General features: G+C 31.2%; 4 protein-coding genes. 2 read left to right on the forward strand and 2 right to left on the reverse strand.

What is annotated here, in order from left to right; all coding sequences use genetic code 11:
- Window positions 1-804 (forward strand): glycosyltransferase family 4 protein (locus ABWO04_RS10710; RefSeq protein WP_353079693.1); only part of this gene is annotated, 804 nt, incomplete at its 5' end.
- A gap of 19 nt (window positions 805-823) precedes the next feature.
- On the opposite strand, the gene ABWO04_RS10715 is transcribed toward ABWO04_RS10710, so the two are convergent.
- A complete protein-coding gene (locus ABWO04_RS10715; protein WP_353079694.1) occupies window positions 824-1,537 on the reverse strand; it encodes a ZIP family metal transporter in 714 nt (237 codons plus the stop codon).
- Complete coding sequence (locus tag ABWO04_RS10720) at window positions 1,537-2,280, reverse strand: class I SAM-dependent methyltransferase (RefSeq protein ID WP_353079695.1); 744 nt, start codon at window positions 2,278-2,280, stop codon at window positions 1,537-1,539. The genes ABWO04_RS10715 and ABWO04_RS10720 overlap by 1 nt, the downstream gene beginning before the upstream one ends.
- A 102-nt stretch (window positions 2,281-2,382) precedes the next feature.
- On the opposite strand from ABWO04_RS10720, the gene ABWO04_RS10725 reads away from it, so the two are divergent.
- A partial coding sequence (locus ABWO04_RS10725) for a THUMP domain-containing class I SAM-dependent RNA methyltransferase (RefSeq protein ID WP_353079696.1) occupies window positions 2,383-3,191 on the forward strand: 809 nt, incomplete at its 3' end.

Raw genomic sequence — 3,191 nt, forward strand, 5'->3', positions numbered from 1 at the left:
GCTAAACGTGAAATTGCTTCTATTTATAGATGTGATTTATCACTTATGGTTTCGGATTATGAAATGCATTTGTTGCAAACTGTTTTTCAAGTTCCAAAATCTATTTTGTTTTATTTGCCAATATGTATTGAAAAATTTAATGCAGTACAACCAGATTTTCAGACTAAAATTGATTTTGTATTTATTGGTAATTTTTATCACGAACCAAATTGGGATTCCGTTTTAGTCTTGAAAAATGAGATTTGGCCTAAGCTAAAAGACTTACTTCCAAATGCAAAACTTAATATATACGGAGCGTATCCAACTCAAAAAGTTCTTCAATTACATAATCCTAAAGAGGGATTTTTAATTCACGGTAGAGCTGAAAGTGCTGAAGAAGTTATTCGTTCTGCAAGAGTTTTATTAGCGCCTATTCGATTTGGAGCCGGAATAAAAGGAAAACTATTGGAGTGTATGGAATACGGAACGCCATCTGTAACCACCTCAATTGGAGCGGAAGCTATGTGCGATAATCTAACGTGGAACGGATTTGTTGAGAACGACTATTCTGAATTTATTTCAAAAGCGGTTTTATTGTATTCCAATCAAGAAATTTGGGAAAAGACGATACAAAATGGTTATAAAATCATTCAACAGAAGTTTCTGTTTTCTATTTATAAGTCTAAATTTCTGAATACCTTAAATGAATTACAATCTAATTTAGATTCCCATAGAAATGCAAATTTTATTGGACAAATGTTACAATTTCATACGTTAAGAAGTACAGAATTTATGAGCCGTTGGATTGAAGAAAAGAATAAGTAAATTACTAATTCATTTCAGATTACATAAAACTTGCCAATAATATGCCTAAAGCAATTACGATTAATTTAGCTAAATTAAATTTATGCCCTTCGCTACTTTCAAAAATAATAGTTGACGAAATATGAAATAAAATCCCAATTACAATTCCAGATAATTGCGAGGAATAATTTGTAATAAAACTTAAATTATCTGCCAAGAACGTTCCTAATGGTGTCATAAAAGCAAAAGTTATCATAAAAAACAAAATTGCTTTAGAATTCAATTGTGCGTTTTTGAAAAATGTAGTTAATATGATGGCAATTGGAAAGTGATGAATCGCAATTCCGTAGGCCAAATGAGGATGTTTGTTGATTGGTAATCCTTCTAAAAGTGCGTGTAAACACAAACTGAAAAACAACAACCATGGTATGTGTGATATTCTTTGGTGCCCATGTACATGACCGTGTTCTGCCCCTTTTGAAAAATATTCTAATATGATTTGAAACACAATTCCAATCATAATAAAGATTCCAATTTTAGAATGGAAGTGGCCTTCGTGTCCTGGTTCGGTTACAATTTCTTCACTGTGATAAACTTCTGGAAGTAAATGCATTACGGTCAATGACAATAAAAATGCGCCGCTAAATGCTAATAATAATTTTAAATTATTTTTGCTTTTTGGTGCGAAAAATATGGCAAAAATATATCCTAAAATAACAGACAGTAAAGGAAAAAGGTAAATAGTATAGTTCATTATTTAAAAATCATAATTAAACGTTCTGATTGTGTTTTGTAAAACTTTTTTAATTTGTAATCCCCAAAAATTTCTAATAAGAAAATACCTGCTTCTTCCATCATAGATTCAAAATCAGATAATGTGAATGCTGAAACTTTTTCGGTAAAATAAAAAGATTCGCCATTGTCGCTAAATCTAATTTCTTTAATGATTTTCTTATTTTCAACAAAACGTTTGATGTTAAAAGTAATGCCATCAATTTCTTTGGTTTCTTCGGCTACTAAATTTTCAATAATAAAATCGGCATTAAAAAAATCAATTACTCCAAAACCATATTCGTTAATGCTATCTTTTATAGCTTTTAATGTTTTGATGTTGTCTTCGTATGTGTCAAAATAACCAAAACTTGTAAATAGATTAAAAACAGCATCATAAGTTTCGTTTGTTGGTTCACGCATATCGTGCGTTTTAAACCGTAACGATTCATTTGAAGATTCATTAGCAATAGCAATACTATTTTCGGATAAATCAACGCCAGTTACGTTGTAGCCTAATTTGTTTAAATAGATGGAATGCCTGCCTTTTCCACAAGCCAAGTCTAATATAGTTCCGTTTTCGGGCATATTCAGATAGTGTGTAACATTGTCCATAAAAACTTGGGCTTCTTCTTCATTTCTGTTTTTATACAAAATGTGATAATAAGGTGAATCAAACCAAGTACTGAACCAATTTTCTGAATTTTTTGCTGTAGAATTTGACATTTATCTGTTTGGAAATTATGAATCAACAAATTTAACGTATTTTTGCAAATAATTACTAATTAAATTCTCTCTGAGGGAAAGAGGTCTATGGAAAATTTTAAAATGGTTGCCAAAACTTTTTTTGGTTTTGAAGAAATTCTTGAAAAAGAATTGTTCCAACTTGGAGCACAAAATGTAATAAAAGGAACAAGAAGTGTAAGTTTTCAAGGTGATAAAGGTTTTATGTATAAAGCAAACTTGGCTTTACGTACGGCTTTAAAAATATTAAAACCCATTCATACTTTTAAGGCGTATAATGAACAAACGCTGTATGATGGCATCCAAAAAGTGGATTGGTCAGACTATTTAAAAGTGCAACAATCATTTGTTGTGGAAACGACTTTGTATTCAGAACAATTTACGCACAGTCAGTTTGTGGCGCAAAAAGTTAAGGATGCGATTGTAGATCAATTTAAAACCAATACAGGAGAACGTCCAAGTATTGATAAAGATTTTCCAGATTTAAGAATTCACATTCATATTGATAGAGATTTTTGTACGCTTTCGATAGATACTTCTGGTGTTTCATTACATCAGCGAGGTTATAAAACTGCTACTAACATTGCTCCAATAAATGAAGTTTTAGCGGCTGGAATGTTAATTTTATCTGGTTGGGATGGAAACGCCCATTTTTTAGATCCAATGTGTGGAAGTGGAACAATTGTTGCAGAAGCTGCAATGATTGCGTGTAATATTCCTGCTAACATCAACAGAAAGGAGTTTGCTTTTGAAAGATGGCCAGATTGGGATTCGGAATTATTTGATAAAGTTTTAGAATCGTTATTGAAAAAAACAAGAGAATTTCATTATACAATTGTTGGATGCGATAAAGCACCGAGTGCTGTTGAAAAAGCGAAAGACAATATAAAAAA

Origin of the sequence: Flavobacterium sp., assembly GCF_040382755.1 — a bacterium.
In the GTDB taxonomy this organism is placed as follows: Bacteria; Bacteroidota; Bacteroidia; order Flavobacteriales; family Flavobacteriaceae; genus Flavobacterium.